The organism is Nocardioides psychrotolerans (assembly GCF_943371775.1).
In the GTDB taxonomy this organism is placed as follows: Bacteria; Actinomycetota; Actinomycetes; order Propionibacteriales; family Nocardioidaceae; genus Nocardioides; species Nocardioides psychrotolerans_A.
Genome location: NZ_CALRWD010000034.1, coordinates 1 through 24,558, shown reverse-complemented (window position 1 = coordinate 24,558; position 24,558 = coordinate 1). Strand labels below are relative to the sequence as shown.

At 72.0% G+C, this 24,558-nt stretch carries 26 protein-coding genes and 1 pseudogene; 16 read left to right on the top strand and 11 right to left on the bottom strand.

Annotation, left to right across the window (positions count from 1 at the left end):
* Positions 1 to 9: 9 nt before the first annotated feature.
* The 3 genes from AAG827_RS11430 to AAG827_RS11420 are packed head-to-tail and all read right to left on the bottom strand — an operon-like array spanning position 10 to position 2,944.
* Positions 10 to 1,458 carry a DUF1254 domain-containing protein gene (locus AAG827_RS11430; protein WP_341926105.1) on the bottom strand — a complete coding sequence of 483 codons (1,449 nt, stop codon included), beginning with the start codon at positions 1,456 to 1,458 and terminating at the stop codon, positions 10 to 12.
* Between the two features lie 45 nt (positions 1,459 to 1,503).
* Entirely contained in the window at positions 1,504 to 1,890 is a 387-nt protein-coding gene (locus AAG827_RS11425) for a VOC family protein (RefSeq protein ID WP_341926103.1), read from the bottom strand.
* Between the two features lie 4 nt (positions 1,891 to 1,894).
* Positions 1,895 to 2,944 (bottom strand): hypothetical protein, encoded by a 1,050-nt coding sequence (locus AAG827_RS11420; RefSeq protein ID WP_341926102.1) that lies wholly within the window; start codon positions 2,942 to 2,944, stop codon positions 1,895 to 1,897.
* A gap of 111 nt (positions 2,945 to 3,055) precedes the next feature.
* Between AAG827_RS11420 and AAG827_RS11415 the strand changes: the two genes are divergently transcribed.
* From AAG827_RS11415 to AAG827_RS11395, 5 genes are all read left to right on the top strand, one after another.
* A complete protein-coding gene (locus AAG827_RS11415) occupies positions 3,056 to 3,709 on the top strand; it encodes an MOSC domain-containing protein (protein ID WP_341926101.1) in 654 nt (217 codons plus the stop codon).
* A 10-nt stretch (positions 3,710 to 3,719) separates the two neighbouring features.
* Positions 3,720 to 4,958: an MFS transporter gene (locus AAG827_RS11410; protein WP_341926100.1), complete on the top strand. Its 1,239-nt coding sequence runs from the start codon at positions 3,720 to 3,722 to the stop codon at positions 4,956 to 4,958.
* A 57-nt stretch (positions 4,959 to 5,015) separates the two neighbouring features.
* Positions 5,016 to 6,836: a long-chain fatty acid--CoA ligase gene (locus AAG827_RS11405; protein WP_341926099.1), complete on the top strand. Its 1,821-nt coding sequence runs from the start codon at positions 5,016 to 5,018 to the stop codon at positions 6,834 to 6,836.
* A gap of 214 nt (positions 6,837 to 7,050) precedes the next feature.
* Entirely contained in the window at positions 7,051 to 8,262 is a 1,212-nt protein-coding gene (hemW, locus tag AAG827_RS11400) for a radical SAM family heme chaperone HemW (RefSeq protein WP_341926098.1), read from the top strand.
* Between the two features lie 43 nt (positions 8,263 to 8,305).
* The gene (locus AAG827_RS11395; RefSeq protein ID WP_341926097.1) at positions 8,306 to 8,830 is read left to right on the top strand and encodes an NINE protein; all 525 of its coding nucleotides are present in this window, start codon (positions 8,306 to 8,308) and stop codon (positions 8,828 to 8,830) included.
* Positions 8,831 to 8,876: 46 nt separating this feature from the next.
* Here the strand turns inward: AAG827_RS11395 and AAG827_RS11390 are convergent, their stop codons facing one another.
* Genes AAG827_RS11390 through AAG827_RS11375 form a run of 4 tightly spaced genes read right to left on the bottom strand, consistent with a single transcriptional unit; the run spans position 8,877 to position 11,677 of the window.
* Positions 8,877 to 9,725 carry a DUF3097 domain-containing protein gene (locus tag AAG827_RS11390; RefSeq protein WP_341926095.1) on the bottom strand — a complete coding sequence of 283 codons (849 nt, stop codon included), beginning with the start codon at positions 9,723 to 9,725 and terminating at the stop codon, positions 8,877 to 8,879.
* A 50-nt stretch (positions 9,726 to 9,775) separates the two neighbouring features.
* Positions 9,776 to 9,988, bottom strand: coding sequence for a hypothetical protein (locus tag AAG827_RS11385; RefSeq protein WP_341926094.1), 213 nt, complete (start codon positions 9,986 to 9,988; stop codon positions 9,776 to 9,778).
* 56 nt (positions 9,989 to 10,044) lie between these two features.
* On the bottom strand, positions 10,045 to 10,914 hold the full coding sequence (locus tag AAG827_RS11380; protein ID WP_341926092.1) for an MBL fold metallo-hydrolase: 870 nt from the start codon (positions 10,912 to 10,914) through the stop codon (positions 10,045 to 10,047).
* Between the two features lie 34 nt (positions 10,915 to 10,948).
* Positions 10,949 to 11,677: a hypothetical protein gene (locus AAG827_RS11375; protein ID WP_341926091.1), complete on the bottom strand. Its 729-nt coding sequence runs from the start codon at positions 11,675 to 11,677 to the stop codon at positions 10,949 to 10,951.
* Between the two features lie 150 nt (positions 11,678 to 11,827).
* On the opposite strand from AAG827_RS11375, the gene hrcA reads away from it, so the two are divergent.
* From hrcA to AAG827_RS11360, 3 genes are all read left to right on the top strand, one after another.
* Positions 11,828 to 12,853 carry a heat-inducible transcriptional repressor HrcA gene (gene hrcA / locus AAG827_RS11370; RefSeq protein ID WP_341926090.1) on the top strand — a complete coding sequence of 342 codons (1,026 nt, stop codon included), beginning with the start codon at positions 11,828 to 11,830 and terminating at the stop codon, positions 12,851 to 12,853.
* Between the two features lie 63 nt (positions 12,854 to 12,916).
* Positions 12,917 to 14,101: a molecular chaperone DnaJ gene (dnaJ, locus tag AAG827_RS11365; RefSeq protein WP_341926089.1), complete on the top strand. Its 1,185-nt coding sequence runs from the start codon at positions 12,917 to 12,919 to the stop codon at positions 14,099 to 14,101.
* A complete protein-coding gene (locus AAG827_RS11360) occupies positions 14,098 to 14,841 on the top strand; it encodes a 16S rRNA (uracil(1498)-N(3))-methyltransferase (protein WP_341926088.1) in 744 nt (247 codons plus the stop codon). The genes dnaJ and AAG827_RS11360 overlap by 4 nt, the downstream gene beginning before the upstream one ends.
* Positions 14,842 to 14,975: 134 nt before the next feature.
* On the opposite strand, the gene AAG827_RS11355 is transcribed toward AAG827_RS11360, so the two are convergent.
* From AAG827_RS11355 to AAG827_RS11345, 3 genes are read right to left on the bottom strand one after another with little or no spacing between them, the layout of a single operon-like run.
* Positions 14,976 to 15,908 carry a Gmad2 immunoglobulin-like domain-containing protein gene (locus AAG827_RS11355; RefSeq protein ID WP_341926087.1) on the bottom strand — a complete coding sequence of 311 codons (933 nt, stop codon included), beginning with the start codon at positions 15,906 to 15,908 and terminating at the stop codon, positions 14,976 to 14,978.
* A gap of 27 nt (positions 15,909 to 15,935) precedes the next feature.
* A complete protein-coding gene (locus tag AAG827_RS11350) occupies positions 15,936 to 17,006 on the bottom strand; it encodes a Gmad2 immunoglobulin-like domain-containing protein (protein ID WP_341926086.1) in 1,071 nt (356 codons plus the stop codon).
* Complete coding sequence (locus tag AAG827_RS11345; protein ID WP_341926085.1) at positions 17,006 to 17,533, bottom strand: SigE family RNA polymerase sigma factor; 528 nt, start codon at positions 17,531 to 17,533, stop codon at positions 17,006 to 17,008. The genes AAG827_RS11350 and AAG827_RS11345 overlap by 1 nt, the downstream gene beginning before the upstream one ends.
* 132 nt (positions 17,534 to 17,665) lie before the next feature.
* Between AAG827_RS11345 and AAG827_RS11340 the strand changes: the two genes are divergently transcribed.
* Positions 17,666 to 18,004, top strand: coding sequence for an HIT domain-containing protein (locus tag AAG827_RS11340; protein ID WP_341926084.1), 339 nt, complete (start codon positions 17,666 to 17,668; stop codon positions 18,002 to 18,004).
* Complete coding sequence (locus AAG827_RS11335; RefSeq protein ID WP_341926083.1) at positions 18,001 to 19,242, top strand: hypothetical protein; 1,242 nt, start codon at positions 18,001 to 18,003, stop codon at positions 19,240 to 19,242. Before AAG827_RS11340 ends, AAG827_RS11335 begins: the two co-directional genes overlap by 4 nt.
* Positions 19,243 to 19,268: 26 nt before the next feature.
* Here AAG827_RS11335 and AAG827_RS11330 read toward each other — a convergent pair whose 3' ends face one another.
* Positions 19,269 to 19,547 (bottom strand): hypothetical protein, encoded by a 279-nt coding sequence (locus tag AAG827_RS11330; protein WP_341926082.1) that lies wholly within the window; start codon positions 19,545 to 19,547, stop codon positions 19,269 to 19,271.
* A 128-nt stretch (positions 19,548 to 19,675) separates the two neighbouring features.
* On the opposite strand from AAG827_RS11330, the gene AAG827_RS11325 reads away from it, so the two are divergent.
* From AAG827_RS11325 to AAG827_RS11300, 6 genes and pseudogenes are all read left to right on the top strand, one after another.
* Positions 19,676 to 20,707 (top strand): PhoH family protein, encoded by a 1,032-nt coding sequence (locus AAG827_RS11325; RefSeq protein ID WP_341926080.1) that lies wholly within the window; start codon positions 19,676 to 19,678, stop codon positions 20,705 to 20,707.
* A gap of 5 nt (positions 20,708 to 20,712) precedes the next feature.
* Positions 20,713 to 21,201 carry an rRNA maturation RNase YbeY gene (gene ybeY / locus AAG827_RS11320; RefSeq protein WP_341926121.1) on the top strand — a complete coding sequence of 163 codons (489 nt, stop codon included), beginning with the start codon at positions 20,713 to 20,715 and terminating at the stop codon, positions 21,199 to 21,201.
* On the top strand, positions 21,198 to 22,550 hold the full coding sequence (locus AAG827_RS11315) for a hemolysin family protein (protein ID WP_341926079.1): 1,353 nt from the start codon (positions 21,198 to 21,200) through the stop codon (positions 22,548 to 22,550). The genes ybeY and AAG827_RS11315 overlap by 4 nt, the downstream gene beginning before the upstream one ends.
* Positions 22,543 to 22,884, top strand: a complete 342-nt coding sequence (locus tag AAG827_RS11310) for a cytidine deaminase (protein ID WP_341926078.1) — start codon at positions 22,543 to 22,545, stop codon at positions 22,882 to 22,884. The genes AAG827_RS11315 and AAG827_RS11310 overlap by 8 nt, the downstream gene beginning before the upstream one ends.
* A 52-nt stretch (positions 22,885 to 22,936) precedes the next feature.
* Positions 22,937 to 24,316 carry an FAD-binding oxidoreductase gene (locus AAG827_RS11305; protein ID WP_341926076.1) on the top strand — a complete coding sequence of 460 codons (1,380 nt, stop codon included), beginning with the start codon at positions 22,937 to 22,939 and terminating at the stop codon, positions 24,314 to 24,316.
* Positions 24,313 to 24,558 (top strand): annotated as a pseudogene (locus tag AAG827_RS11300) (SAM-dependent methyltransferase); the annotation flags it as partial. The gene AAG827_RS11305 and the pseudogene AAG827_RS11300, both read left to right, overlap by 4 nt.

Below are 24,558 nucleotides of genomic sequence, written 5' to 3'. Positions count from 1 at the left end.
CCCGTGCGGTCAGCCGAGGTGCGGTCCCAGGTCCTGGACGGGCGGCGGCGTCCACCTGCCGTCGAGCGCGGTCGGCCGCGGACCGTAGAGCCGCAGGTTGAGCCGGAACTGGCCGGGTGGGGACGGCAGCCAGTTGACGGTGGGGTCGCTCGGACGCGTCCGGGACAGCACCACGACCACGGACCCGTCGGGCTGCTCGCGCAGGCCGGGGTGGCTCGGGCCGACCGAGTAGCGGTCACCGGCGTTGGGCACGAGGTAGCCGTCGGCGTCGTACATCGTCAGCGACCAGAAGTAGCGCACCGGCGGGAGGTCGTCGGCGGCGAAGGTGAGCCGGTAGTCGTGGGTGCCGACGTAGGGCACCCCGGTCCCGTCGGTCACGCCGACCGGGTAGGTCGCCTCGATCCGGGTGTTGGCTCCCAGGCCCGCTGAGGCGATCTGGGCGCGCAGCTCGTAGTCGGTGCCGTAGCGCCCGATCGTCGGAGGGGGGTCGAACCAGCCGTCGTTGGTCAGCGCGCCGCGCAGCGCCCGCACCTGGACCTCGCGGGGCAGGAGCATCGCCGCCGTCGAGATGCCGCGGTGGAGCGACTCCTGCGTGACCGGGTCCAGCCCCGCGTCGTCGGGGGAGAGGCCCGGACCGATGCCGTAGGCCGCCAGCCGCGCGAGCAGGGGCGCGTCCCGCTGCGGCGGCGGGATCCGGGTGAGGGCGGCGTTGAGGCGTCGGACGAACGCGGCACCGGTGGTCGGCGTCGGGTGCTTCTCGGGCCTCCCCGGACGGCAGTCGTCGGGGAAGGTGCGGCGTCGGCCCGCGTCGTCGGTGAGCGTGTAGCGCGTCATCAGCTCGTGGGCCCGGCGCTGGTCGGCGCGACCGGAGGCGAGCGTGCGGCCGATGACCCAGACGTAGCGGTAGCGGCTGGTCACCACGCGGTCGTACGTCGGGCCGCCGGCGGGCCCCGGTCGGCGCGACCACCGCACCTGGACCGACCCGGCGCGGCCACCGTCCTCGCGGGCACCGGGGATCGCGATCACGTTGGTGTAGGGGTCGAGCATCGCGAAGCTGTAGTAACGACGGCCCATGTCGGGGTGGCGCAGGACGATCGGGCCCCGGCCCAGGTCGAGGTGGGCGATCGAGTAGAGCGTGTCGGTGTTGGGGGCCACGACGGTGCGCGCGGTGGCGTCGGCGAAGCGCCGCGCGTGCGAGAAGGAGTTGAGCGGCGCGTTGCCCCTCTCGTCGGGGCAGCGGACGCTGGTCATCTCGGCGCGCACGCGCAGGGACTCGAGCAGCGGGAAGCCGTAGTGGTAGGCCTCGCGGCCGATGGCCAGTGCGCTCACGGGGTCGGTGGCGGCGGGCGCAGCAGTGGGGACGGAGGCGGGCGAGGCCGGGCTCGGTGCCGCCGCGACGAGCGGGCTCGCCAGAGCGACGACGCACAGCGCGCCCAGGATCGACAGGCGACGTCTCATGCGGCTCGGGCTCCTCGGGGTGGGTGACCCGAGACTAGTGACTCCTCAGCCGCCGTCGTCGCGACACAGGCAGAACGGACGACCCGCAGGGTCGAGCAGGACCCGCACGTGGTCCTGGGGCTGGTGCTCGGCCAGGGTCGCGCCGAGGGCGACGGCCTCGGCCACGGCCTCCTCGAGGTCGCCGACCTGGAAGTCGAGGTGCATCATCGCCCGCTGCCCACCGGGCACCGGCGGCCACACCGGCGGTTCCCAGTCGGAGGCCTGCTGGAAGACCAGGTAGGGCCCCTCCTGCGCCGCAGCGACGATCGCGGTGCCGGGCTCCTCGTGCCCGACCGGCCAGCCGAGCAGCTCGGAGTAGAAGTGCGCCAGGGCGCTGGGGTCCGGGGCCTCGATGGCGTTGCCCCACCACATGCCGGGCGTCCGTGATCGCATGCGGTCACCCTCGCCCCGCGGCTGTGACGATGTCCAGGGACGCCAGGAACGCGTCGTACGACGCCTGGTCCTCGACCCACTCCTCCGGCGTCGCCGCCCAGGTCAGCCGCGCGGTGTCGTTGCCGACAGCGACGTTGCGCCACGTGCCGGGGCCGCTGCCGAAGCGCGGCCTGGTCAGGGTGACGACCCAGGTCAGCCGGTCGGCGGGCCGACCGTCCAGCTGTGCCGCACCTGGCTCGAGCACGATCCCGGAGACGTTCTCGGCGCCGCGGAGCCGGTCCGCCTGCTCGGCCAGCGAGTCGCGGGGCGACAGCACGACCGCGGCGTAGCGCTGGAGCGACTCGCGCGGTCGCAGGTAGAGGTAGCAGCGTCCGCCGCCCGACTCGACGGTCTCGGTCTGGGGCAGCGGCGGGAGGTAGAGCGCCGTGACGCCGCGGCCGGTGCAGGTCGCACGGTCGTCCTCGACGACCGCCACCGACGCGGCGACGGTGGCCAGGGCGTCGGCCTCGGCCTCTCCCCGGCCCGCGGCGACGTCCCAGTGCAGGCGCACGCCGTCGGCCTGGAGGACGCGCACGTCCAGCGGGAGGCCGTCGTTGAACGGCGCGTAGGCCAGCGCCTCGCCGTGCCGGTCGCCGAAGACGGCCACGTCGCCGTCGTAGGACACGTCGGTCAGGCCGTCGTCGCCGCCGTCACCCTCGAAGGGCGCGACCGCCTCGTCGCGGAAGTCCGCCAGGGACTGGCCGACGCCCATCGTGACCGACAGCCCGCGCTCGTCGCCGGTGGAGAAGGAGCAGCCACGCCCCTCGCGGTAGGAGGTGCGGTAGTCGTCGGGCACGAGCAGCTGCAGGGTGAGCCCCGAGCCGCCCTCACCACGCAGGTCGGGGCACTGCTCCGCGTGGAAGCCCTCCGGCGCCGGCCCCGCGACCGAGGCCGGGAAGGGGGTGGGGCCCACGACGGACGGACCGTCGCCCGGTGCCCCCGAGCCGCACGCCGACGCGAGCAGCAGCAGGGTGAGCACGGAGGAGGCGGCCAGGGCCGTGCCCGAGAGCGTCATGTCCCCTCCGACCCCAGGAGGGCCCGACGGGTTCGGGCCGTGACCGGATCGTGACGGGAGACAGCCGAAACCCGGTCGCCGGGGCCTCGACCGGCGGGAGAGGATGGCGGCATGGCTCACCTGCGCTCGGTCAACGTCGGTCGTCCCCGGGAGGCGGCCTGGGCCGTCATCGGCCGCACCTCGATCGACAAGGAGGCCGTCGTCGGGCCCGTCGAGGTCGGAGTGCTGGGCCTCGAGGGAGACCAGGTCTCCGACACCCGGCACCACGGCGGCGTCGACCAGGCCGTCTACGCCTTCGCGCGCGAGGACCTCGACCACTGGACCCAGGTGCTGGGCGAGCCGATCCGCGACGGTCAGTTCGGCGAGAACCTCACGACGTCCGGGATCGACGTCAACGAGGCCGAGGTCGGCGAGCGCTGGCGCATCGGTGCCGACGTGGTGCTCGAGGTCGCCTCGATCCGCACCCCCTGCAACGACTTCAAGATGTGGATGGGCCGCGGAGGCTACGACAACACCGCGTGGGTCAAGCGCTTCACGCTCGAGGGTCGCCCCGGGCCCTACCTGCGCGTGCTCGTGCCCGGCGCGATCCAGGCCGGCGACGAGATCAGCGTCGTCCACCAGCCGGGTCACGGCGTGACCGTGGCGATGATGTTCCGCGCGCTGCACACCGAGCCCACGCTGCTGCCGCGCCTCCTCGAGGTCGACGGCCTGGTCGCCGAGGCACGCGACAAGGCGTCGGCGTACGTCGCCAACCTGTCGCTGTGAGGCTGGTCCCGTGAGGCTGGTGGACCGCCTGCTGCCCGAGGAGCCCGCCGTCCGTCGGATGGCGGTCGCAACGCTCGTCAACACGATGGGCAACGGCATCTTCTTCACCCTCAGCGCGCTCTACTTCACCCGCATCGTCGGGTTCTCGGTCGTGGAGGTCGGGACCGGGCTGAGCATCGCGGCCGGTGTCGCGCTCTTCGCCGGCGTGCCGATCGGGCACCTGGCGGACCGGCGCGGCCCCCGCGAGGTCCAGGTCGCCCTCGTGCTGGTGATCGCCGCCCTGACCGGGGTGCTCCTGCTGGTGACGCAGTGGTGGCAGTTCGTCCTCGTCACGAGCGTCATCGCGGTGCTCGACCGCGGCGCCGGCGCGGTGCGCGGGGCCCTGATCGCCGGCCTCGTCGAGGGGGCCGGTCGGGCGACCACCAAGGCCTACCTCCGCTCGGTCACCAACGTCGGCATGACGGTCGGCACGGGCATCGCCGCGGTCGCGCTGCACTTCGACACCCGCGAGGCCTACCTCGTGGTGCTCTACGTCGACGTGGCGTCGTACGTCGCCACCGCGGCGTTGCTGGCCCGGGTGCCGCACGTGCCACCCAGGCCCGCCGGTCAGGGGTTGGCCATGCTCACCGCCCTGCGCGACCTGCCGTTCGTGGCGGTGGTGGTCGTCAGCTCGGTCGTGACCATGCAGTACTGGATCCTCGAGCTCGCGATCCCGCTGTGGGTGGTCAACGAGACCGAGGCGCCGCGGTGGCTCGTGGCGGTGCTGATGGTCATCAACACCGTGATCGTCGTGGTCGCCCAGGTGGCGGTCGCGCGACGGGTCGTCACCGTCGACGCGGCCGTGCGCGCGACCCTCGTGGCGGGGCTGCTGTTCTTCGCGGCGTGCGCCGTCTTCGGGCTGAGCGGTCGGGTGTCCGCGGCGCTGGCCGCCACGCTGCTGGTCTCGGGTGCGCTGCTGCACGTCGTCGGTGAGCTCGCCCAGGCCTCCGCGTCCTTCGTGCTCGGCTTCGAGCTGCCCCCGGAGGAGGCGATGGGGCAGTACCAGGGGGTCTGGGGGATGACCTTCTCGATCAGCTCGTTCCTCGCCCCGACCGTCATCGCGCTGCTCCCGCTGGCGCTCGGCGGGGCCGGCTGGCTGCTGCTCGGAGCGATACTGCTGGGGGCATCGGTGCTGACGGGGCCCACGGTCCGGTGGGCGGTGCGGTCGAACGAGTCGCGGCTCGCCGTCGAGGCGGCTACCAGTCGGTAGGGTTAGTGATCTAGGTTACTTCCCACACCATCCGTCTCGGCCTGACCCAGGAGTGGCATGCCCGTCAACCACGACACGACCTTCGTCGACAACCTCACGCAGAACATGGCGGTGCAGTTCCTCGACCGAGTAGCCGCGTCGCCCGACTCCGAAGCCTTCCGCTACCCCGTGGGTGACGACTGGACGTCGATCACCTGGAAGCAGACCGGCGACCGGGTCCGCAGCCTCGCGGCCGGTCTGCTCTCGCTCGGCATCTCCTCGGAGGACCGGGTCGGCATCGCCTCCGCGACCCGCTACGAGTGGATCTTCGCCGACCTCGCGATCGTCTGCGCCGGTGGCGCCACGACCACCGTCTACCCGACCACCAACGCCGTCGACACGGCGTACATCCTCGGTGACTCGGAGTCGCGCATCGTCTTCGCGGAGGACGACGAGCAGATCGCCAAGCTCAAGGAGCACAAGTCCGAGCTGCCGCACCTGATGAAGGTCGTCACCTTCGACGGCACGACCGACGGCGACTGGGTCATCTCGATGGACGACCTGGCCGCCCTGGGCGACGCCCACCTCGCGGCGCACCCGGACATCATCGAGACCACGGCGGCCGCGATCGCGCCCGACCAGCTCGCCACCTTGATCTACACCTCCGGCACGACCGGTCGACCCAAGGGCGTGCGTCTGACGCACAAGTCCTGGGTCTACGAGGGCATGTCGATCCAGGTCCAGGGGATCCTCTCCGAGAGCGACCTGGAGTTCCGTTGGCTGCCGATGTCGCACTCCTTCGGCAAGGTGCTGCTGTCGGCGCAGATGGCCTGCGGCTTCGCCGCCGCCATCGACGGTCGCGTCGACAAGATCGTCGAGAACTGCTCGATCGTGAAGCCGACCTTCATGGGTGCCGCGCCCCGCATCTTCGAGAAGGCCTACGGCCGGATCCAGACGATGCAGGCCGCCGAGGGAGGCGCCAAGGAGAAGATCTTCAACAAGGCCTTCGCCGTCGGCCTCGAGGTCGACCGTCGCAAGCGTGACGGCAAGTCCGTCCCGCTCCCGCTCAAGCTCCAGCACGCGCTCTTCGACAAGCTGGTCTTCAGCAAGGTGCGCGAGCGGTTCGGTGGACGGGTGCGCTTCTTCATCTCCGGCTCGGCCGCGCTCAACCGTGAGATCGCCGAGTGGTTCAACGCCGCCGGCATCGTGATCCTCGAGGGCTACGGCATGACCGAGAACTCCGCCGGGGCCACGGTCAACCACCCCGACGACAACAAGATCGGCACCGTCGGGCGCGCGCTCCCCGGCACCGAGGTCAAGATCGGTGAGGGCGACGAGGTCCTGCTGCGTGGCCCCCACGTCATGAACGGCTACCACAACCTCCCCGAGGAGACGGCCAAGACGCTCACCGAGGACGGCTGGCTGCGCACCGGCGACAAGGGCAGCCTCGACTCCGAGGGCTACCTCACGATCACCGGTCGCATCAAGGACCTCTTCAAGACCTCGGGCGGCAAGTACATCGCGCCGTCCGCGATCGAGGCCAACTTCAAGGCGATCTGCCCCTACGCCAGCCAGTTCATGGTCTTCGGCAACGACCGCAACTTCGTCGTCGCCCTCGTCACCCTCGACCCCGACGCCATGGTGGGCTGGGCCGAGGAGAACGGCATGGCCGGGGCCTCCTACAGCGACATCGTGACGTCGGAGAAGGCCCACGAGATGGTCGCCGGCTACGTCGAGGAGCTCAACGGGCGCCTCAACCGCTGGGAGACCATCAAGAAGTGGGAGATCCTCGACCACGACCTGACCATCGAGTCCGGTGAGCTGACCCCCTCGATGAAGGTCAAGCGCAACGTCGTGGAGAAGAACAACGAGGAGCGCATCGCGGCGTTCTACAGCTGATCGGTGCCGCTGGGTCCTCGCACAGGGGACGCACAGGCCGGCTGGGTCGAATGGGTGTCGGCGGGAGACCGCCGACACCCGTTCGTCATTTCCCGCCGAGTCGGCGCAATGTTGCACGCCGTACGTCGAGTCGGCGCAATGTTGCACGGCCCAGGCAGGCGGGGGTGACCAGGGGACGACATCGCGCCGACTCGGCGGGTGGGAGGATGGACGCGTGCCCTCCGCCCTGCCTCCCGGTGACCCGGTCCCGGAGGACGGGGCGCTCCCGACCGAAGCGCTGTCGGGGTTGGGGGAGCGGCCGTTCGGCTTCTACGTCCACGTCCCGTTCTGCACGGTGCGGTGCGGCTACTGCGACTTCAACACCTACACCGCGGAGGAGCTCGGCCCCGGGGCCTCGCGGGTCACCTACGCCGCGTCCGCGGCCGCGGAGGTACGCCGAGCACGCCAGGTCCTCGGCGACGTCGAGGCCCGCGTCGACACGGTGTTCCTCGGCGGTGGCACTCCCACCCTGCTCGCCCCGGCCGACCTCGGCGCCATGCTCGGCGCCATCACCGAGGAGTTCGGGCTCGCCCCCGGGGCCGAGGTCACGACCGAGGCCAACCCCGACAGTGTCAGCCCCGCCGACCTCGCGGCGCTGCGCGATGCCGGCTTCACGCGCATCTCGTTCGGCATGCAGTCGGCCGTGCCCCACGTGCTCGCCGTCCTCGACCGCACCCACGACCCGGCCCGCGTGCCTGACGTGGTGCGGTGGGCCCGCGAGGCCGGCTTCGAGCAGGTCAGCCTCGACCTGATCTACGGCACGCCGGGGGAGTCGCTCGACGACTGGGCCCGGACCCTCGACGAGGCCCTCGCCTGCGCACCCGACCACGTCTCGGCGTACAGCCTGATCGTCGAGGACGGCACGGCGCTGGCCCGCCGCGTGCGCCGCGGCGAGCTGCCGATGCCCGACGAGGACGACCTCGCCGACAAGTACGACCTCGCCGACGACCGGCTGACCGCGGCGGGGCTGGGCTGGTATGAGGTGTCCAACTGGGCGCGCGACGACGCGGCACGGTGCCGCCACAACCTCGGCTACTGGACCGACGGCGACTGGTGGGGCGTCGGCCCCGGCGCGCACTCCCACGTCGGCGGGGTGCGCTGGTGGAACGTCAAGCACCCCGCGGCGTACGCCGACCGGCTGGCCCGCGGTCTCAGCCCGGCGCACGCCCGCGAGGTCCTCGACCCGGAGAGCCGTCGCGTCGAGCGGGTGCTGCTCGAGCTGCGGCTGCGTGAGGGGCTGCCGGTCGACGTGCTCGACGCCGACGGACTGGCCGCGGTGCCGACGCTGGTGGGCGACGGGTTGCTGGAGCCGGTCAGCGACCGGCTGGTCCTCACCCGTCGTGGCCGGCTGCTGGCCGACGCGGTCGTGCGCGACCTGCTGCCCTGACAGGCTGCGCCACACAGCCGCATGCAGGGCTTAGGGTGCGTGCATGACGCAGGGACCCGAGAACCCGTACGAGCCGAACCAGCCGCACGATCCCTCCAGCGGTGACTCGCCCTACGGCGCGACCCCGCCGCCTCCGCCTCCACCGCCGCCCTACGGCGACCCGCAGAGCCCACCCCCGTCCTACGAGCAGCCGACCTACGACCAGCAGGGCTACGGCCAGCCGGCGCAGCCCGCCTACGGTCAGGCGCCCTACGGTCAGCAGCCCTACGGCCAGATGCCCTACCAGACCTACGGCGCCGGCCCGGCCGGCCCGGGCGCGCCCTACGGCGTGCACCCGGTCACCGGCATCCCCTACTCCGACAAGTCGAAGGTCGTCGCCGGACTGCTCCAGATCCTGGTGCCCTTCGGGATCGGACGCTTCTACATCGGTGACAGCGGCATCGGCATCGCGCAGCTGCTCGTCACGATCTTCACCTGCGGCATCGGTGCGCTGTGGCCCGTCATCGACGGGATCATCATGCTGGCCAGCGACTCCAAGGACGCCAACGGCCTGATGCTGCGCAGCTGACCCCACGCCCGTCGGTCGAGCCCGACGAGCGCCAGCGAGGAGCCGGTCAGTCCTCGGTGGTGACGAAGTCGATGAGCTCCTCGACGCGGCCCAGCAGGGCCGGCTCGAGGTCGTCGTAGGACTGCACGCGCGACAGGATGTGCTGCCAGGCCCGCGCGATGTCGGCCTGGTCGGCGTGCGGCCAGCCGAAGGCGCGGCAGATGCCCTTCTTCCACTCGATGCTGCGGGGGACGTCGGGCCAGGCCGCGACGCCGATGCGGTCGGGCTTGACCGCCGCCCACACGTCGATGAAGGGGTGGCCGACGACGAGCACGTGGCGGCCGACAGGGGAGGCCGCGACCTGCTGGGCGATCCGACTCTCCTTGGAGCCCGTCACCAGGTGGTCGACCAGCACGCCGACCCGTCGCTCCGGGCCGGGGCCGAAGTCGCGGAGGTGCTCGACCAGGTCGTCGACGCCCTGGAGGTATTCCACGACCACGCCCTCGAGGCGCAGGTCGTCGCCCCAGACCTTCTCGACCAGCTCCGCGTCGTGGCGGCCCTCGACGAAGATCCGGCTCGCGCGCGCGACGCGCGCCTTCGCCCCGTGGACCGCGACCGACCCCGACGCGGTGCGGCTGGGGGCGGCCGGGGCGCCGGCGCGCACGGGACGGGTGAGGATCACGGGCTTGCCCTCGAGCAGGAAGCCCGGGCCGAGGGGGAACGTGCGGCGACGGCTGCGGCGGTCCTCGAGCGTGAGCGTGTCGAGGTCGCGGTCGATCGCGACGATCTCGCCGACCCAGTCGGTGGTGACCTCCTCGACGACCATGCCAATCTCGGAGGGCGTCTCGACGGCGCGCCCGCGCTGGGGGACCTTCCAGTCACCGGAGAGGACGTCGCTGCCGTAACGGTCGTTCACGCCGTCCACGCTAGGCGGCGCCGCCGACGGCGCCGGTCTGCCGCGCCGGGTCAGTCCTGCTGTGACTCGTCTGACTCGTCACCGGCCCCGTCACCGCCGGCGTCCTCGCTCTCCTCGGCGGTCTTGCCGCCGGTCAGCAGGTCGTCGACGGTCTCGTCGTCGTCGAGACCCTCGGCGAGCGGATTGTCCTCGCCGGGCTGGAGGTCCTCGGGCAGCTGGTCGTCGCCGATGCCGATGTCGGGCTCGTTCTCGGATTCGCTCATGGTCCGAACCTAGCCCGCGGCGCGGACGCCGCGACTCACCCGACGAGATGAAGCAGTCAGATGAGCGGCAGTCGCTTCTGGCTGCGGGGCAGCTGCTCGTAGATGCGTCGCACGGCGGAGCCGAGCCGCTCCACCGGGAACGGCCACTCGCCCGCGGCGACGGCGTCCTCGAGCCGGACGCCGCGCGAGGCGAGGTCGCGCACGGTCTCGGCCAGGATCCCGATCTGGTTGCGCTGGTCCTCGACGAACTCGCGGTCGACGACCGCCCCGTGGCCGGGCACGACGACGCTCGACGAGGTGGTGAGCCCGAGCACGATGTCGAGGGTCAGCGGCCACTCCAGCGGGAAGCAGTCGTCGCCGAAGCCCGGCACCCCGCCGCTCGCCTCGGACTCCTCGACGAGGTCGCCGGCGAGGAGCACGTCCGCGTCCGGCACGCGTACGACGAGGTCCCCGGCCGTGTGCCCACGCCCGGGGTGGACCAGCTCGACGAGACGGTCGCCGAGGTCGAGGGCCACGGCGGAGGAGAACGTGTGGTCGGCCGCGACGACCTCGGTGGCCAGCACCTCGTCCCGGTGCGGGTCCGCGGCGTCGCCGGTGCTCTCGGCGTACAGCGTCTTGATGCGGTCGCCGGCGGCCACCGTCTGCTCGGCGGCGGTCTCGTGGGCGTGGATGGGGACCGCGCCGTAGGCGGTGCGCAGCGCGTGGTTGCCGAAGGTGTGGTCGAAGTGCTCGTGGGTGTTGACGATCGCGGTCACGTCGCCGACGCCGAGGGCGCGGATGTCGTCCACGACGCCGCGGGCCGCGAGGCTCGAGGCGTGGGTGTCGACGACCAGCAGGCCTCCGGAGCCGCCCACCAGCGTGACGTTGACGTCGAACCACGCGTGGCGCGCGACCCAGACCCGGTCGGCGACCTCGAGGAACCCCATCCGGTCAGCGTAGGCGTGCCGTCGCGACGCGTCGTCAGCAGAGCCCGGCGTGCAGCTCGTGGCGCAGCAGCTCCCCGAGCTCGTCGGCGCTGGAGGCGGAGCGGGCGAAGGTGAGCGTGCGCTCCTGCGACCCGGTGAGGTCGACCCACTGCACCCCGACGCGGTCGCGGCGCAGGTCGACCAGCGTGACCCCGACGACCTCGCTGACGCGGGTGCCGGTGGTCGTGGCCACCGCCTGGCGCAGCTCCTCCTGGTGGCAGCGGTTGGCGTGCTCCACGGAGCGCTGGAGATAGCCGCGGTTGAGCTCCAGCGCGGGGGAGCGGAAGTCGTCGAGCGGCACCCGGCGCTGCTGCTCGCGGCGGCCGGCCCCGGCGCGGGAGAGCAGCGCGAAGGTGAGGCGCATCGAGACGACGTCGCGCACCTGGCCGCAGCAGTCGCAGTCCTCCCGCGCGGTGGTGTGCAGCGTCCCGGCCAGGGTCAGCGTCGCGTCCCGGTCGGGGGAGCCGCTCGGGCCGAGCCCGCTGTGCAGGGTCAGCAGCGACCGGGCGCCGCGTGCCGCGGCCCGCGCCAGGTCGGTCCCGGGCACGCAGGAGAAGGTCGGGTGGCCGCCGAGGTCCTGCATCCCGAGCTCGTCGGTCCCGGCCAGCACGTCGTCGACGCCGTCGACGACGAGGTGGACCGAGGAGGGACAGGCCAGGATGCTGCGCGCCGCAGCGGCCAGGCGCAGGGGCTGGTCGAGGTGGGTGAGGTCGAGCGTGGCCATCGCGGGACTCCTTCGAATCAGTTAGGTAAGCCTAACCTACACAATGCCGGAGCGGGGGTGGAGGAGTCGGCCGCACCCGGGCTCGCCTTGTAGCATTGGCACTCACCACGACGGAGTGCCAGAGGGACGACGAGCAACGGAGGAGGCGGCATGCAGGAGGAACGACGACTGGCCGTGCTCCGCGCGATCGTGGAGGACTACGTCGCCACCGAGGAGCCGGTCGGCTCCAAGGCGCTCGTCGAGCGCCACGGTCTCGGCGTCTCGCCGGCCACGGTCCGCAACGACATGGCGGTGCTCGAGGACGAGGGCTACATCACCCAGCCCCACACCAGCGCCGGACGCGTGCCGACCGACAAGGGTTACCGGCTCTTCGTCGACCGGCTCACCACCGTCAAGCCGATGAGTGTCGCGGAGAAGCGGGCGGTCTCGACGTTCCTCGACGGGGCCGTCGACCTCGACGACGTCGTGCAGCGCTCGGTGCGGGTGCTCTCGCAGCTCACCCGTCAGGTCGCCGTGGTGCAGTACCCCACGCTGTCGCGCTCGACCGTGCGCCACGTCGAGCTCGTGGCGCTGGCGCCGCGCCGGCTCCTCGCCGTCCTCATCCTGAGCACCGGCCGGGTCGAGCAGCGCCTCGTCGACCTCGAGGCCGACCTCGACGACGACGTGCTCGCCGACCTGCGTCTGCGGGTCAACCAGACCGCGACGGGCCAGGTCATCGCCGAGGCCGTCACGGCCTTGCGCGGCCTGGGCGAGCAGCCCCCGACCAGCCCGCTCGCGGTCTACGCCGCGCCGGTCGTCGACGCCCTCGCCGACGCCATGAGCGACCACCGCTCCGACGAGCGCATCGCCGTCGGTGGTGCGGCCAACCTGGCGCGCTACGGCGACAGCTTCGACTCCGCCGTCCGTCCGCTGCTCGAGGCGCTCGAGGAGCACGTCGTGCTGCTCAAGCTCCTCGGCGAGGCCACGGCCGGGGGCATGGTGACCGTCCGCATCGGCGCGGAGGGCCCCTACGAGCAGCTCGCGGCGACCAGCGTGGTCGCCACCGGCTACGGCCCCCAGGACGACGCCCTCGCGACCCTCGGGGTCGTGGGGCCCACCCGCATGGACTACCCCGGCACCATGACCGCGGTCCGCGCGGTCGCGCGCTACGTCTCGCGCATCCTCGACGAAGCCTGAGCGGCTCGTCATCACCGCCACCATCACCAGCTCCCCGATCGAGACCAGAGAAGGACACCCACGTTGAGCCAGGACCTGTACGAGCTCCTCGGTGTCGCCCGCGACGCGGATGGCGACGCCATCAAGAAGGCCTACCGGCGCCTCGCACGGCAGCTGCACCCCGACGTCAACCCCGACCCGGAGACGCAGGAGAAGTTCAAGGAGGTCTCGCGCGCCTACGAGGTCCTCTCCGACTCCCAGAAGCGCGCCGCCTACGACCGCGGCGGTGACCCCTTCGGCGGCGGCCAGGCCGGCTTCGGCCAGGGCGCGGGCTTCTCGTTCACCGACATCATGGACGCCTTCTTCGGTGGTCAGCCCGGTGCCGGTGGCGGAGGGCAGGGCCGCGGTCCCCGCTCCCGCGTACGCCGGGGCCAGGACGCCCTGATCCGCCTCGAGATCGCGCTGGCCGAGGCCGCCTTCGGCGTCGCCAAGGAGCTCAAGGTCGACACCGCGGTGCTCTGCACCAGCTGCGACGGCGAGGGCGCCGCCCCCGGCAGCCACCCGATCCCGTGCGAGACCTGTCGCGGCGCCGGCGAGGTCGCCCACGTGCAGCGCTCGTTCCTCGGTGAGATCCGCACCCTGCGCCCCTGCGCCGCGTGCCGCGGCTTCGGCTCGATCATCCCCGAGCCCTGCCGCGACTGCGCCGGCGACGGACGTGTCCGCTCCCGTCGCACGTTGACGGTCAAGATCCCCGCCGGTGTCGACACCGGCACCCGCGTCCAGCTCAGCGAGCAGGGCGAGGTCGGTCCCGGCGGCGGACCCGCCGGTGACCTCTACGTCGAGATCCACGTCGGCGAGCACCCGACCTTCACCCGCCACGGCAACGACCTGCACTGCACGGTCACGCTGCCCATGACGGCCGCGGCGCTCGGCACCACGCTGACGCTGCCGACCCTCGAGGCCGACGTCGAGCAGGGCGCCGACTCCGGTGTGGAGACCGAGTTCGAGCTCGAGGTCGGCTCCGGCACCCAGTCGGGCACCCAGCAGGTGATGCGCGGCCGGGGTGTGCCCGGGCTGCGCGGCGGTCGCGGCGACCTCATCGTCACGACGCTCGTCGAGACTCCGCAGCGCCTCGACCCGCGCCAGGAGGAGCTGCTGCGCGAGCTCGCCGCCATCCGGGGCGAGGAGGCTCCGACGGGCCAGGTCCGCAGCACCTCGACCAAGGGCGTCTTCGGTCGACTTCGCGACGCGTTCAACCAGCACGGATGAGCCTGCCGGTCCACCTCGTCGCCTCGCTGGCCGGGGTGTCGGTCGGCGGTGCGATCACCGTCGAGGGGGACGAGGCGCACCACGCCGTCGCCGTACGACGCCTGCGGGTCGGTGAGCAAGTCGTCCTGACCGATGGCGCCGGCCGGTCGGTGACCGGCGCGGTGACCGAGACCGGCAAGCGGGTGTTCTCGGTCGAGGCCGCCTCCGTCGAGGAGCACCCGCGACCCTCGCCGTCCTTCGTCGTCGTGCAGGCCCTGCCCAAGGGCGACCGCGGCGAGCTGGCCGTCGAGGTGCTGACCGAGATCGGCGTCGACCGGGTCGTGCCGTGGGCCGCCTCCCGCAGCGTCGCGGTCTGGAAGGGCGAGCGCGCGACCAAGTCGCTGGCTCGCTGGCGCTCCACGGCCCGCGAGGCCGCCAAGCAGTCGCGGCGCTCCTGGCACCCGACGGTCTCGGAGCTCTCCACGACGGCCGAGGTCGCCGAGCTCGTCGCCGGGGCCGATCTCGCCGTCGTGCTCCACGAGGAGGCGGGCACGCCGCTCGCCGGGCTCTCCGTCCCTGCGTCGGGGGTGGTCGTGGTGGTCGTCGGCCCCGAGGGCGGACTGAGCCCCGAGGAGGTGGCGACCTTCGTCGCCGCCGGCGCGGTCAGCGTCCGCCTCGGCACCGAGGTGCTCCGCACCTCCACCGCCGGCGTCGCCGCGTGTGCCGCGCTGCTGGCGCGCACGGCTCGCTGGGGTGGGTAGCGGGTCCGGGCCGAAGTTGTCACACGCAGTTACCCCATCTACGAGACCGCTGGACCCCGCCGGTCTCGTAGTGGGGTAGCGACGTGTGACAAGTGGCCGGCGCCCCGGGGGACCCCGCCAGCCGAGCCAGCCGGTCAGCCGACCGTGATCGCCTTGGTGTCGACGAACGGGCCGGGGCCCTCGCCGCCGGACGGGTCGTCGGTCATCGCGACGAACGTGTAGTCGCCGGGTGCCAGGCCGGACACGTCGACCGAGGTCTCCCACGGGTAGAGCTGGTCCATGAAGCCCTCGGCGGTGGCGAAGCCCTCGAGCACGACGGTGTCGCCCTGGCGGACCTCCCACGGCACGGTCGCCTCGAAGGAGCTGGCCACGCCGCTGGCAGTGAAGGAGCCGCTCACGGTCGCGCCCTCCTCGGGCGAGGTCACGTTGACCAGGCTGAGCACATCGAGCTGGGGCGCGTTCTTGACTCCGGCAGCGGTGTCGATGCCGAGCAGCGTCGTGGGGGAGCCGTCGAGGGTGACGACGACGGGCGCGCGGTCCTGCTGGACACCCTGGAGGGTGTAGACGAGTGCCTGGACGGCCACGCGGGCGTCTGCCGCGCTCATCCCGGACGGCGCCGTGGTCAGGGAGGCGTCGGAGAGCTCGACGACGAAGCGACCGCCGGGCTCGTCGTAGGTCACGGAGGCGAAGCCGCCGGTGAAGAGCGTGCCGTAGTCGGGGTCGAGCGCGTCGCCGGCCGCCATCAGGGCGGCGGCCTCGGCGAGCGGGTTGTCGGCCTCGACGGCGCGGAACTCGCGGTAGAGCCGGGGTCCCATCGGGGTGTCGCCGACGAAGTAGACCGGCGCGACCACCGTCTCCGCGGGCGCGGACGGCTCCGTCGTCGCGGACTCCGAGGGCTCCGGCGTCGACGACGAGGCCGGGGGAGCACTCGTCCCGCCGGTGGGGGCCGGGTCATCGGCGACCGGGTCGGTGTCGGTCGAGCAGCCGGCGAGGGTCGCTGTGGCCACCAGGGCGGCCACGGCAAGAGCGACGGAGTGACGGGTGGTGCGGGTGGGGAAGGCGTTCATGGCACCCATCCTGTCGGCGTCGACGGGCTATTCGACGGTGATCGAGCGCGTGTCGGTGTCGGGACCCGACCCCTCGGTGCCCCCGGACGGGTCGTCGTTGGCGGCGGTGAAGGTGTAGCGACCAGGGGCCAGGCCCGAGACGTCGATCGACTCGGTCTCCCAGGGGAAGAGGCCGCCCTCGCCCCAGCCCTCGGCCGTGGCGAAGCCGTCGAGCACCACCGTGCCGGCCCCGTCGGTGATCGTCCAGGTCATCGTGGCCTCGAAGCCGTTGTTGCGTCCCAGGGCGATGAACGAGCCCGAGACGACATCGCCCTCGGTCGGGAACGCGATGTTCATCTGCGCCTGCACGTCCTCGGACCCACCAGCCGCGAGACCCTCCGCCGTCGGCACGCCGAGGACCTGGTCGATCGGGTTGCGACCCAGGTAGAAATGCACCGGCGCCTGCACCGGGTCACCCGCGGAAGCGGCCGCCTGGAGCGTCCAGATGACCGACTCGACGGCGAGCTGCGCGTCGGCCTCGCTCATCCCCGCAGGCCGCTCGCGCAGGGTCGCGTCGGCGAGGACCACGCTGAGCTGCCCGTCCACACCGATCCCGTCGAACCCGGCGTCCGCGAAGCTGCCCTCCGGCCACAGCCCGCGGTAGTCGGGGTCCTGCGGCGCGGTCTCCAGCTGTCGCAGCGCTGCGGTCAGGTCGCGCTCCCCGGCGAGGTCCCGGACCTCGCTGAAGAGGCGCGGTCCGCGCGCGGTGTCGCCGACGTAGAAGACGGTGTACGACGTCGTCGTGCCCGCGCCGGTCGGCGGGTCCGCCGAACTCGCCGAGCCTGACGGCGTCGGCACCGGGTCCGTCACGGTCGGGGTGGGGTCCTGGGCCGGGCCGGTGTCGTCGGCGGACGGCGACGTCGGGTTGCCGAGCAGGGCCACGGTCACGACGGCGGCCGCGACGAGGAACGAGGCCCCGCCGGCGGCGTACCAGCGCGTGCGCCGGCGCGCGGACGCCGTGCGCGTCCTGATCTCGCTCAGGCGGTCCGTGGGCTCGACGCCGTCGGCGGCGTCGGTGATCAGGCCGACGAGCTGCTCGTCGCGGGAGTCGTCGTTCATCACAGGTCTCCGGTCAGGTGGTCGGCGAGCAGGTCGCGCAGCGTGGCGGACCCGCGGGAGGCGTGGCTCTTGACCGCGCCGCGGCTGATGCCGAGGGTCGAGGCGATCTCCGCCTCGGGCAGGTCGAGGTAGTAGCGCAGCGTGAGCACCTCGCGCTGCCGCTCCGGCAAGGTGCGCAAGGCGTCCAGCACGGTGTCGCGGCGGGTCACCGCGTCGGCCGCCTCGTCCCCTCCCGTCCGGGAGCCGGGGGACAGCTGGGAGGCGGCGTGCCGGGTGACGACCCCGCGGTGCCGCAGCACCGAGCGGGATCCGTTGACCACGGCCTGGCGCACGTAGGCCAGCGCCTTGTCGGGCTCCCGCAGCCGTGACCAGCGCCGGTGCATCGCCACGAACGCGTCCTGCACGACCTCCTCGGCAGTGCCGGTGTCCCGCACCAGCAGGACCGACAGGCGCACCAGCTGGCGCCAGTGCGCGGCGTAGAGCTCGTCGAGCGCCTCGTCGGCGCTCCACGAGGGACGGTCGGTCACCGTCTGGTCCCGTGTGCTCGCATGCGTCATCACGCTAGTTGCACGCCTGGACCGGCTCCGGGGTTTACCGCGGAACGGCGAGGATTCCGTGGGAGGATGAGGCACTGACTTCTGGGAGGGAGAGCAGGCTTCGTGGAGAACTGTCTTTTCTGCAGGATCGTGGTCGGGGAGATCCCCGCCGAGATCGTGCACAGCACCGAGCGCACCGTCGCGTTCCGCGACATCAACGCGCAGGCTCCGACGCACGTGCTGGTCGTGCCCAAGGACCACTACGCCAACGCCGCCGAGCTCGCCGCGGGCGACCCCGTGGCCTCGGCCGAGCTGGTGAGCACAGCGGCCGCCGTCGCCACGGCCGAGGGCCACGACGACTACCGGCTGGTGTTCAACACCGGCGCCGGGGTGGGCCAGACCGTCTTCCACACCCACCTCCACGTCCTGGCCGGGCGCTCGATGACCTGGCCTCCCGGATGAGCCGCCCCAGCAGCCGTCGTACGACGTGGCTCGCGGCGTCCGCGCTCGCGCTCGTCCTGAGTGCCTGCTCGGCCACCGACGAAGGGGACGTGTCCGCTGCTCCCGAGGCGCCGACGACGGCCGTCGCGGGGGAGCCGACCGCGACCCCCACGGCAGCCGCGACCGAGGACGCCCACCACGACGCCCCCGACCCCGGCCCGCTGCTGCCGCTGCGCCGGGGCGAGGACCGCGTGACGATGACGATGCCGACCACCTACACCCCGTCGTCACCGACGGGGGTCGGGACCGACGACTACCGCTGCTTCCTGCTCGACCCGCAGCTCGCGCGCGACAGCTACCTCACCGGCACCAACGTGGTGCCCGGCAACCCCGACGTGGTCCACCACGTCATCCTCTTCCGCGTCTCGCCCGACCAGGTGGCCGAGGCCGAGGACATGGACGCCCAGAGCGACGAGCAGGGCTGGACCTGCTTCGGCGGCACCGGCCTGGCCGGCGACTTCGGCAACATCGACGACGCCAACTGGCTCGGAGCCTGGGCGCCGGGCGGCAAGGAGACGATGACCCGCAAGGGCTTCGGCACCGACCTGCCGAAGGGCTCGCGGATCGTCATGCAGGTCCACTACAACCTGCTCGCCGGCGCCAGCCCCGACATGAGCTCGACCCAGCTGCGTGTCATGGCCAAGAAGCCGGGCATCACCCGCCTGCACACCTTCCTGATGCCTGCGCCGGTCGAGATGCCGTGCCGGCCCGGGCGCAGCGATGGCCCGCTCTGCGACCGCGACGCGGCGATCGCCGACGAGCAGGCCCGCATCGGCCCGTCCGGTGGCGGCACCGCCAACGTCCTGCACCTGCTCTGCGGCACCGAGCCCAAGCCGTCCGACACCAGCTCCTGCGTGCGCACGCTGGGTCGCGCCATGACCGTCTACGGCGTCGCCGGCCACATGCACCTGCTCGGGCGCCGGATCACGATCGAGACCAACCCCGGCACCCCCGACGCGCGCACCGTGCTGGACATCAAGCCGTGGAACTTCGACGACCAGGGCTCGCAGCCGATCGACCCGGTGCGCCTCGAGCCGTTCGACACGATCAAGGTCACCTGCAAGCACGCGCAGTGGCTGCGCGACAAGCTGCCGGCCTTCGAGACCCAGCGCGAGGACAAGTACGTCGTCTGGGGCGAGGGGACCACCGACGAGATGTGCCTCGGGATGCTCTCGGTCTCCTTCGACGACGAGCAGTAGGCGCCAGCAGCAGGCCCCAGCAGGCCTCAGCCGGGGACGATCACGGACACGAGGCGCATGATCGCGAAGACCACCGGCAGGCCGAAGACGACCAGCATCGCCCAGGCGGTGATCTTGTGACCGCGCTTGCTGCTGTCCAGCGAGCCGGCGAAGTCGAGCAGCGCCCCGTCGGGCACGTGCTGGGTCAGCCCCATGGCGCGCGCGTGCGGGGGCAGGTGCTGGCCGTTGAACCAGTAGGGCGGCGCGTCGTCGACGTCCCCGTCGGCGGGTTCCCAGTCCTCGTCGTACTCGTCCCGCTCCTGCATGCTCCCTACCGTACGGCCTGGGGTGCGACTCCTGGGGTGATCCAAACCCGCTGGGCGCCTGTGCGGCGCTCCCGTAGCATGGAGACCGCGCATCATCGCCGACCGAAAGGCCGCCCGCCAGGGCACCCATGACTGACAGCACCACCGACCGCACCCCGCCCCGGGAGAAGCACACGACCAAGCACACCGTCGTGGTGCCCAACAGCATCAACATGGTCAGCCTCCTCGGGCCCGGCGACGAGCACCTCGGCATCATCGAGGGCGCGTTCGACGCCGAGATCCACGTGCGCGGCAACCGGATCTCGATGCGCGGCGAGCCCGGCGAGGTCGCGCTGGCCGAGCGTCTCCTCGACGAGCTCGTGACGATCATCCGCACCGGTCAGGGCATCACGTCCGAGACCGTCGAGCGGGTGCACACGATGCTGCGGGCCGAGACCACCGAGCGCCCCGCCGACGTGCTGAGCCTCAACATCCTCAGCAACCGCGGCCGCTCGATCCGCCCCAAGACGCTCAACCAGAAGCGCTACGTCGACGCGATCGACAAGCACACGATCACCTTCGGCATCGGGCCCGCCGGCACGGGCAAGACCTACCTCGCGATGGCCAAGGCCGTGCAGGCGCTGACGTCCAAGAACGTCAACCGGATCATCCTGACCCGCCCGGCCGTCGAGGCGGGGGAGCGGCTCGGCTTCCTGCCCGGCACGCTCAGCGAGAAGATCGACCCCTACCTGCGCCCGCTCTACGACGCGCTCCACGACATGATCGATCCCGAGACGATCCCCAAGCTCCTCGCCTCGGGCACGATCGAGGTCGCGCCGCTGGCCTACATGCGCGGTCGCTCGCTCAACGACTCCTTCATCATCCTCGACGAGGCCCAGAACACCTCGCCCGAGCAGATGAAGATGTTCCTCACCCGGCTGGGCTTCGGCTCCAAGATCGTGGTGACCGGCGACGTGACCCAGGTGGACCTGCCCAGCGGCACCAAGTCGGGCCTGCGCGTGATCGAGGGCATCCTCGACGAGGTCGAGGACATCTCCTTCAACCGGCTCACCTCCAGCGACGTCGTCCGTCACCGCCTGGTCGGCAAGATCGTCCAGGCCTACGACGAGTTCGACGCCCGCGGTGGCCTGCAGGCCGCACCTCGCGGCGATCGGCAGTGAGCGAGATGAGCATCGAGGTGCTCAACGAGTCCGGCCACGAGCTCGACGTGACGGGCCTGGCCCGGCTCTCGCGCTTCGTGATGGACCAGATGCGTGTCCACCCCCTCGCCGAGCTCTGCATCAAGGCCGTCGACGAGGACACCATCGCGCAGCTCAACGAGCAGTGGATGGAGAAGCAGGGCCCGACCGACGTGCTCGCCTTCCCCATGGACGAGCTGCGGCCCGGGCTGGTCAACGAGGAGCCGGAGGAGGGCGTCCTGGGCGACCTCATGCTCTGTCCCGCGATCGCGGAGCGCCAGGGCGCCGAGGCCGGTCACGGCACCGTGGCCGAGATCGAGCTCCTCACGGTGCACGGCATCCTCCACCTCCTCGGCTACGACCACGCCGAGCCGGAGGAGCACGCGGAGATGTTCGGGCTCCAGGACCGGCTGCTCGCCGCCTGGCGCGACCCGGCCACGGCCCATCCGGCGGCCGAACCGGTGCCCGAGCCATGAGCTCCGGCGATATCGGGCTGCTGGTCACAGCAGCCGCACTAGTCCTCCTGGCCGGCCTCTTCACGGCCGTCGACGCTGCTCTGGCGTCGTTCTCCAAGGCACGCGCGCTCGAGCTCGTGGCTGAGGAGCGCGCCGGCGCCCAGCGACTGGTGGCGCTGCTCGAGGACGCCCCGCGCTACCTCAACACCGCGCTGCTGCTGAGGCTGCTCTGCGAGATCTCCGCGATCGTCCTGGTCACGCTCCAGATCGACGAGCTCGTCGACGGCTCCTGGATCCTCGCCGTGCTCGTGGCGATCGGGTCGATGCTGGTCGTGTCGTTCGTGGTCATCGGGGTCGCCCCACGCACCCTGGGGCGTCAGCACTCGGAGACGGTGGCGCTGCTCTCCGCCGGCCCGTTGGCGCTCTTCACGACCGTCCTGGGCCCCCTGCCCCGGGTGCTGATCCTGGTCGGCAACGCGATCACCCCGGGCCGGGGCTTCCGCGAGGGGCCGTTCTCCAGCGAGACCGAGCTGCGCGAGATGGTCGACATGGCCGAGGCCTCGGCGCTGATCGAGTCGGGTGAGCGCAAGATGATCCACTCGGTCTTCGAGCTCGGTGACACCTCGGTACGCGAGGTCATGGTGCCGCGCAACGACGTGGTCTACATCGAGCACTTCAAGAACCTGCGCCAGACCATGTCGCTCTTCCTGCGCAGCGGCTACTCCCGGGTCCCGGTCATCGGCGAGAACCTCGACGACATCCGCGGCTTCGCCTACCTCAAGGACATCGTCCGCCGCGACTTCGAGGCACCGGACGTGGAGTTCACCGAGCGCATCGAGGAGGTCATGCGCCCCGTGCACTGGGTGCCCGAGTCGAAGCCGGTCGACGCGCTGCTGCGCGAGATGCAGGCACGGCGTCAGCACATCGCCGTCGTCGTCGACGAATACGGCGGCACCGCCGGCCTGATCACGATCGAAGACCTGCTCGAGGAGATCGTCGGTGAGATCACCGACGAGTACGACGAGGACGAGATCGAGATCGAGATCGTCAGCGACGGCGTCGTCCGGGTCTCCTCGCGCTACCCGGTCGACGACCTCGACGAGCTCTTCGGCTTCGACGTGGAGGAGGAGGACGTCGACAGCGTCGGCGGCCTCATGGCCAAGCACCTCGGTCGGGTCCCGATCCCCGGGTCCGCCGTCGAGGCTCACGGTCTCCGCTTCCTGGCCGAGGACGCCTCGGGTCGTCGCAACAAGGTCGGCACCGTGCTGATCGCCAGGGTCGACCCCGCCGCCCAGCCCCCCGCCGCTGTTGCTGCTCCCGTCACATCCACTGCCACTGCCCCTGCCGAGATGGAGCCCGCCCATGAGTGACCTCAGCACCGAGGACACCAAGTTGGTCACCCTCGCGCGCGCCACGCGTGCCCGCACCGGGGCCGCGGAGGGCGCCGCGATCCGTGACGCCGACGGTCGCACCTACGCCGCCGCGTCGGTGGCGCTGCCGTCGCTGACGCTCTCGGCGCTGCACGTCTGCGTGGCGATGGCGGTCGCGTCCGGATCTCGCGGGCTCGAGGCCGCGGTCGTCCTGGGCGAGGCCGACCAGGTCACCGACCTCGACCTCGCGGCCCTGCGTGACCTCGGGGGCACCGGCGTCGTCGTCCACCGGGGCGACGCCCGCGGGACCATCGCGGCCACCACCACGACCTGACGTCCTCGAGCGTCCGCGACACGACGGCGCAGGATGGGGCTAGCGTGCAGCCATGAGCTCTGGGAGGGCCTGGCATCAGCACGAGCGTGCCGTGGCGCGACTCGTGGCCTCTGCTTCCGCGATCCCAGCGGGGGAGCCGGTCCGGCTCGCCAAGCAGACCTCCAACCTCTTCCGGCCCCGTCAGGCCGTGCACACGCCCGGTCTCGACGTCGCGGGCCTGACCGGGGTGATCGAGGTCGACGCCGTGTCGCTGACCGCCGAGGTGCAGGGCATGTGCACCTACGAGGACCTGGTCGACGCGACGCTCGCGCACGGGCTGGTCCCGTTGGTGGTGCCCCAGCTGCGCACGATCACCCTCGGTGGTGCGGTCACCGGCCTGGGCATCGAGTCCACGTGCTTCCGCAGCGGTCTGCCCCACGAGTCGGTGCTGGAGATGGACGTCCTCACCGGAGCCGGCGAGGTGGTCACGTGCGCCCCGGGTGACGACCTGTTCGACACCTTCCCCAACTCCTACGGGTCCCTGGGCTATGCCACCCGGCTGCGGATCGCCCTCGAGCGAGTCCCGACGTACGTCGCGCTGCGGCACGTGCGCTTCGACGACGCGACCCGGCTCGCCACGACGATCGCCGAGATCGTGGCGACGGGCGAGCACGACGGCGAGCGGGTGGACGGGCTCGACGGGGTGGCCTTCTCGCCCGACGAGCACTACCTCACGCTGGCGCGCTGGAGCGATCGCCCCGACGGCGCGACGCCCAGCGACTACGCCGGTCAGCAGGTGTTCTTCCGCTCGTTGCAGGAGCGCGAGACCGACCTGCTGACGATCCACGACTACCTCTGGCGCTGGGACACCGACTGGTTCTGGTGCTCCGGCGCGTTCGGGGCGCAGCACCCGCTGCTTCGCCGGGTCTGGCCGCGGCACCTGCGCCGCTCCGACGTCTACCACCGGTTGCTCGGCCTCGACCGGCGCTTCTCCGTCGCCGACCGGTGGGACCGCTGGGCCGGTCGCCCGATGCGCGAGCGCGTCATCCAGGACGTCGAGGTGCCCGTCGGCCGGTTGCCCGACTTCCTGGCGTGGTTCGACGCCGAGGTCGGCATGCGGCCGGTCTGGCTCTGCCCCCTGGTGTCGACCGGGACCCGCGACGGGTCGCGGTGGCGCACCTATCCCCTCGAGCCGGGCGAGACCTACGTCAACGTCGGCTTCTGGGGCACCGTCCACGTCGGTGACGACGCCCCCGAGGGCCCGCTCAACCGGGCGATCGAGCAGAAGGTCCACGAGCTCGGCGGGCACAAGTCGCTCTACTCCGAGGCGTTCTACGAGCGGGTGACCTTCGACGCGCTCTACGACGGCGCCAACCTCGCCGCCGTCAAGCGCCGCTACGACCCCGACTCCCGACTGACGACCCTCTACGACAAGGCAGTGAGGAAGAGATGACGACCATCAAGATCGGTGACGCGGTCGCCGAGCTGCTGCGCGACGGGATACCCCTGCGCTTCACGGCCTACGACGGCAGCGCGGTGGGCCCGGCCGACGCCCCGATCGGCCTCGAGCTGCTCAACCAGCGTGGCCTGGCCTACCTGCTCACCGCGCCCGGTGACCTCGGGATGGCGCGCGCCTACGTCTCCGGTGACCTCGTCGTCCACGGGGTCCACCCCGGCGATCCCTACGACGTGATG